General features: G+C 64.7%; 4 protein-coding genes. All 4 read right to left on the bottom strand.

Features of this window, described 5'->3' with window-relative positions; translation table 11 throughout:
• Nucleotides 1–1,468 (bottom strand): 4-alpha-glucanotransferase (gene malQ, locus AC1DT2_RS13710; protein ID WP_477296869.1); only part of this gene is annotated, 1,468 nt, incomplete at its 3' end.
• Between the two features lie 3 nt (nt 1,469–1,471).
• Nucleotides 1,472–3,223, bottom strand: coding sequence for a malto-oligosyltrehalose trehalohydrolase (gene treZ, locus AC1DT2_RS13715; RefSeq protein ID WP_477296871.1), 1,752 nt, complete (start codon nt 3,221–3,223; stop codon nt 1,472–1,474).
• Nucleotides 3,220–5,328 carry a glycogen debranching protein GlgX gene (gene glgX, locus AC1DT2_RS13720; RefSeq protein WP_477296873.1) on the bottom strand — a complete coding sequence of 703 codons (2,109 nt, stop codon included), beginning with the start codon at nt 5,326–5,328 and terminating at the stop codon, nt 3,220–3,222. Before glgX ends, treZ begins: the two co-directional genes overlap by 4 nt.
• Nucleotides 5,329–5,339: 11 nt before the next feature.
• Nucleotides 5,340–6,347, bottom strand: a 1,008-nt coding sequence (glgB, locus tag AC1DT2_RS13725; protein ID WP_477296875.1) for a 1,4-alpha-glucan branching enzyme, incomplete at its 5' end; no start/stop codon positions are given.

Here is a 6,347-nt window from a genome sequence, read left to right on the forward strand (position 1 = left end):
GTGCGATGAGGCGCAGCATGTCCGTCAACGGATAGCGCACGTACGCACCCTCGGTGGCACCGGCGCCATGGGGCACCATCCACAGGCGCTTCAGGCCGAGCACATGGTCGATACGGACGCCGCCGGCGTGGGCGAGTGCCGCACGAAGCATGCCGATGAAACCCTTGAAACCGGTATCGCGCAGGCCGCGCGGCGAAAACGTGGTGAGCCCCCAGTCCTGGCCCAGGCGATTGAGTGCATCCGGCGGCGCGCCGACGGAAAGCCCCTTGAGCACCTCGGCCTGGTGGGCCCAGGCGTGACTGCCGCCCGAGTCGGCACCGACAGCGAGATCCGCGACGAGGCCGATGGCCATGCCTGCATCGCGCGCCGCCTTCTGTGCGCCTTCAAGTCCCCGGCTGGCGAGCCATTGCAACCATGCGTGGAAGCCCACCTCCCGCGAATGCTCACGAGCAAACGCAGCCACCTCACGACTCGCAGGGTCGTGGTACGCGGTGGGCCAACCCTGCCAGCCGCCGGGACGGCCGTGCGCACTGAAGTCGGCATGCAGGGCCTCGAACCTTGCATGCCGTTCCAGCGGCTCGCCCTGAGCGCGGCGGAACGCACCGAAGCGTTCGGAATGGGCGAGGTCGACCGAGGCCGATTCGAAGAGCGAGCGCAGGATAGTCATCCTGGCACGCGCAGCGCGAGGCCAGTCGATCAGGTCCAACCATTCCAGTTCGGCGAGTTCCTGGCGCAGGTTGTGCGTGTCGATCACGGCACGCACGGTTTGCTCGCCGCTGGTTCGCACCGGGTCGACGTAGAGGCCGTTGAGGAACAACCGACTCGACGGCGCATAGGGACTGTATCGCTCCGGCGCCGCGGCAAACAATGCATGCAGTGGACTGATCGCCAGCGCGTCCGCGCCCTTCTCCGCCGCGGCCTTCGCACAGGTCTCGAGCGCAGTGAAATCACCGATGCCGCCGTCGCCCGGGCGACGCAGGCTCGACATCTGCACGGCCACACCCCACGGGCGACGCGCCGCGGCGATGTCGGCGATGCCGAAGGTACGCGGCGGCGCGACGGCAAGCGTGACTTCGTCTTCGTCGAGGAACAACGTGTAATAGCCGGGGACGGATGGCGCATCCAACTGGCCCTGGCCGGAAGGCAGCTGGCCTTCGCTGACGAGGCTACCGTCGTCGGCGAGCAGCTTCCATACGCGTCCGCGGGGCGCGACAGGCAAGGCAAAGCGGTCGCCCGCTTCAGCGGTTACCAGGCGCGGGGGTTGCCGGCCCGTACGCTCCTGTTCGATGCGCTGCAGGCTCGCCTCGATGTCGTCGGCGTTATCCGCCGGAAGATCCAGGGCGCGCAGGACGGCGCGCAACGTGGCGGCCGGCGTGGACTGCGGACGATCCAGCGCGTCGCGCCAATACACGTCTACGCCGGCCTGTTCCGCTAGCAGGGCGAGACGATCGTCGAGGGGGGCGTTCACGGCTCAGGACTCCAGGCAGGCAACGGTGCGGCGTGCCGGAAGCAGGCCGCGCGATACAGAGGCAATCTCGGCGGCGTCGCCATGCAACCACGCCGCCGAGGGCGATGGTGGCTGCGCGATGGTGACGTCGGTGTTGCCGAGGTTGACGAAGACGGTCAGAACCTGGCCGCCGAGCGACCACGACGCCTTGAGGGCGTGCTCGCCCAGAGGCATCGCGCCGAGGCTACGTGCGTCGTCGATGTAGGGCGCCACGTATTTGTGGCGCAGCGCAATCAGGTCACGGATAAACAGGCGTCGATGCTCACCGTGCGCGATATCGCGCTCCGGAATCGACGCGGTGAACGTGTCGTACTCGTTCGGATCGGGAATGTCCTCGCCTCCGAAACGGGTGAACGCCGCAAACTCCTTGCGACGGCCGTCACGCACCGCGTCACGAAGTTCGTCGTCGCTGAAGTCGGTGAAATACAGGAACGGTGTTCGACTCGCCCACTCCTCACCCATGAAAAGCATCGGCACGAAGGGGGCAAGCAAGAGCAGCGCCAGTGCCGCTTCCATCGTGGCGGGATCGATCAGCGTCGTCAGGCGCTCGCCGAAGGCGCGGTTGCCGACCTGGTCATGGTTCTGCAGGAAGTTTACGAAGCGCGACGGCGCCAGGTGCCCACTCGGTTCGCCGCGGCGACGTGCCCCCATCAACTCGCCCTGGTAGGCAAAGCCTTCGCGCAACGTCCTCAGTAGCATGTCCATCGGCGCCTGGTAATGAGCGTAATAACCCTCGCCCTCATCCGTGAGCAGGACGTGCAGCGCGTTGTGGAAGTCGTCGTTCCACTGCGCGTCGAAGCGACCGCGGCCAAGCAGGTTGGCCTGGTTGGCCTCGTTCTCGAGGATCAGGTGCACATGGCGATCCGGTCCGACAGCGGCGTGGACGCGGCTGGCCAGCGACGACAGCCAGCCGGGATTACCGATCGCGTGGACTGCGTCGAAACGCAGGCCGTCGAAGCGGAACTCCTGGATCCAATAAAGCGCGTTGTGGACGAAGTAGTCGCCGACCTGCGGCGATGAGACACCGATCGCCGCACCCCAGGGCGTGTGCACGCCCTCGTCGAAAAACCGCGAGGCATAGGCGCCCAGGTAATTCCCATCGGGCCCGAAATGGTTGTAGACCACATCGAGGAAGACCATCAGACCGAGATCGTGCGCCGTGTCGATCATTGCCTTGAGATCTTCCGGCGAACCGTAAGCGTCCGCCGGCGCATACGGAAGCACACCGTCGTAGCCCCAGTTGCGCTCGCCGGGAAACTGGGCGATAGGCATGAGTTCGATCGCCGTGACGCCCAGCGACACCAGGTGCGGAAGGATCATCTCGACGCCATGAAATCCCCCGAGCACGCCCACATGGAGCTCGTAGATCACTGTTTCGCGCCAGGGCCTTCCGTTCCACGCCGTATTGCGCCATTCGAAGGCAAGAGGATCGGTGACGATGCTATAGCCATGCACATCGCCGCCACGCTGGCGCCTCGACGCGGGGTCGGGCACAGCCAGCGACGCATTGATCCGGAAGCGATAACCCACGCCTATCTCGGCCGGGCAGATGCATTCGAACCAACCATCGTCAAGCGACCGCATGGGCGCCGTATGGCCGGTGTCGCACTCGAGCGACACCGCCTCCAGATCAGGAGCCCAGAGCCGGAAACGCGTGTTCCCATCGCCCAGCGATCGCGCGCCGTAGGGCATCGCATGCACGAAGCGGGCGCTCATGCCGGTTCCGTCCGGACGATCGAGYCGAGCAGGATGACGCTGTGCCCTTCGACCGCAATGGTCGAATCGGTCCATGCGACCTCGGTCGCGCCAGGCGCCGCACTGTTGCAGCGCATCCGCCAGCTGACCGCCGGTGCCGGCAGATGGAACACATGGGTCTCGGGCGTCGCGTTGATCAACACGAGGGTCACGTCGGCGCGCTTCTCGCCGTACGCCTGGGCACGGCGCAGGGCAAGGAGGCGACCTTCGGTATAGCCCCAGGTTTCCTGGGTCATCTCCGCGCCGCTCTCGTCGAACCACGCCACCTCGCGCATGCCCGGCGCCACTTCGGTATCGCCACGCAGGAAATGCGCCGCGCGCAACGTAGGGTGCTGTTCGCRCAGGCGTGACAAGCGGGCCACGAAGTCGGTGAGTTCCCTGCCCTGCTCCGACGTGGCGAGCTTCCAGTCGTACCACGACAACTCGTTATCCTGGCAATACGCATTGTTGTTGCCCTGTTGCGTACGGCCGAACTCGTCGCCACCCAGCAACATGGGCGTACCGTGCGAGAAGAACATGGTCGCCAGCATGGCGCGCTTCACGCGCTCGCGCGGTATCCGAATGGCTGGATCGTCGCTCGGGCCTTCGACACCGTGGTTGTAGCTCTCGTTATCGTTGCCGCCATCGCGATTTTCTTCGCCGTTGGCATCGTTGTGCTTGTCGTTGTAGCTGACCAGGTCTTCCAGCGTAAAGCCGTCGTGTGCGGTCACGAAGTTCACCGAGGCCCAGGGCTTTCGCCGCTGGTGATCGAACAGTTCGCCCGATGCCTGGAGCCGTCCGGCAAGAATACCGCGCATGTTCGAATCGCCCTTCCAGAACTTACGGATGTCGTCGCGGAACTGGCCGTTCCACTCGGCGAAACCCGGCGGATGATTACCCAGCTGATAACCACCGGGGCCGATGTCCCACGGCTCCGATATCAACTTGACGTTGGCGAGCACGGGATCCTGGCGCATCGCATCGAACAGGCCGCAACAGGGATCGAAGCCTTGTTCCTCACGACCCAGGCTCACGCCGAGATCGAAACGGAAGCCGTCGATGTGGAAGGTCTGCACCCAGTAGCGCAGCGAATCCATCACCAGCTGGATCACCCGCGGGTGGGCCGTGTTGACCGTGTTGCCGGTACCGGTGTCGTTGATGCAGTAGCGTGGATTGTCCGGCATCAGACGGTAGTAGCTCTTGTTGTCCAGGCCACGGAAGGACATCGTCGTACCCAGCTCGCTGCCCTCGCAGGTGTGGTTGTAGACCACGTCGAGAATCACTTCGATGCCCGCTGCATGCAAGGCCTGCACCGCGGCGCGTATCTCGTTGAGCGCACCTTCGGCCATGTAGCCCGGCTCGGGCGCGAAGAAGGCCAGCGTGTTGTAGCCCCAGTAATTACGCAGCTTCATCTCGGTGAGGCGGCGGTCCTGCACGAAGGCGTGCACGGGCAGGAGCTCCACCGCGGTGATGCCGAGTTTGACCAGGTAGTCGATCACGTAGGGATCGGCGAGGGCGATGAAGGTGCCCCGCTCGTTCTGGCGAATACGCTTCAGCGTGCGCGTGAAACCCCGCAAATGCGTCTCGTAGATGATGGTCTCATTCCACGGCGTGTGCGGCCGGTTGCCGCCGGTCCAGTGCATGGGCTCGTCGACCACCACGGCCTTCGGCATGGCAGCGGCACTGTCACGCCGGTCGAAGGAAAGGTCGGCACGCGGCGAGGAGACACGGTACCCATGCAGGGCGTCGGACCAGCGTACCTGTCCGTGCAACAGGCGTGCATACGGATCGAGAAGCAGCTTGTTCGGATTGAACCGATGCCCCTCCTCGGGCTCGTAAGGTCCGTACGCACGAAAGCCATAGAGCGTGCCACCACGGACACGCGGCAGGTAGCCGTGCCACGTTTCATCGGTGCACTCGGGCAGGTCGTAGCGCGCGATCTCCCGCTTGCCCGAGGGATCGAACAGACACAACTCGATGCGCTCCGCATGTGCGGAGAACACGGCGAAGTTGGTACCCATGCCGTCGCAGGTCGCACCCAGGGGATAGGGCGTACCGGATTGCATGCGTTCGGGAAGTGCAGGCATCGATTTCCTCGTCAGTCGGCGATGAACATGACCGTGGACAACGGCGGCAAGCTGAGTACGAGCGACTGTCCAAAGCCCTGCGCGGGCACCACCTGGGCATGGCGTTCACCCTCATTGCCGATGCCCGACCCGCCGTACTCGCTCGCGTCGGAGTTCAGCGCCTCACGCCAACGGCCGCCTTCGGGCACGCCAATGCGGAAGCCATGCCGGGGAGTCGGCGTCATGTTGCTGACCACCAGAACGGTGCGCCCACCGTCGGCCATACGCAACCAGGCGAAGACACTCTGCTCCGCATCGTCGCCGATGACCCAGCGGAAGCCGCGCGGGTCCGAATCCCAGGCATGCAGCGCCGGGGTGCTGGCGTAGAGCTGGTTAAGATCACGCACCAGCTTCTGCACACCCAGATGCAGCGGATGATCGAGCAACTCCCAGGCGATCTGGGCGTCGTGATTCCACTCCCTTGGCTGGGCGATCTCGCCCCCAGTGAACAGCAGCTTCTTACCGGGGTGCCCCCACATGAAGCCGTAGTAGGCACGCAGATTGGCGAACTTCTGCCACTCGTCACCGGGCATGCGGCCAAGGAGGGATCGCTTGCCGTGCACCACCTCGTCGTGCGACAGCGGAAGCACGAACTTCTCCGAATAGGCATAGACCATGCTGAAGGTCATCTCGCCGTGGTGCCAGCGACGATGGATCGGATCGTGCGTCATGTAGTCGAGCGAGTCGTGCATCCAGCCCATGTTCCACTTGAAGGTGAAACCGAGGCCGCCCTGCGCTACCGGTTGGGTCACGCCCGGCCACGCGGTGGATTCCTCGGCAATGGTCATGCAATCCGGATGGCGTTCGGCGACCAGCTGGTTCACCCGGCGCAGGAAGTCGATCGATTCGAGGTTCTCGCGTCCACCGTACTTGTTCGGCACCCACTCGCCATGCTTGCGGCTGTAGTCGCGATAGAGCATCGACGCGACGGCATCGACACGAAGCCCATCGACATGGAAACGTTCGAGCCAGGCCAGCGC

It is taken from the genome of Luteibacter sp. P4_E6 (assembly GCF_056401535.1).

Coding starts and splice junctions, on each gene's coding strand:
- treZ (WP_477296871.1), bottom strand. CDS start 3,223: ATGAGCGCCCGCTTCGTGCATGCGATGCCCTACGGCGCGCGATCGCTG.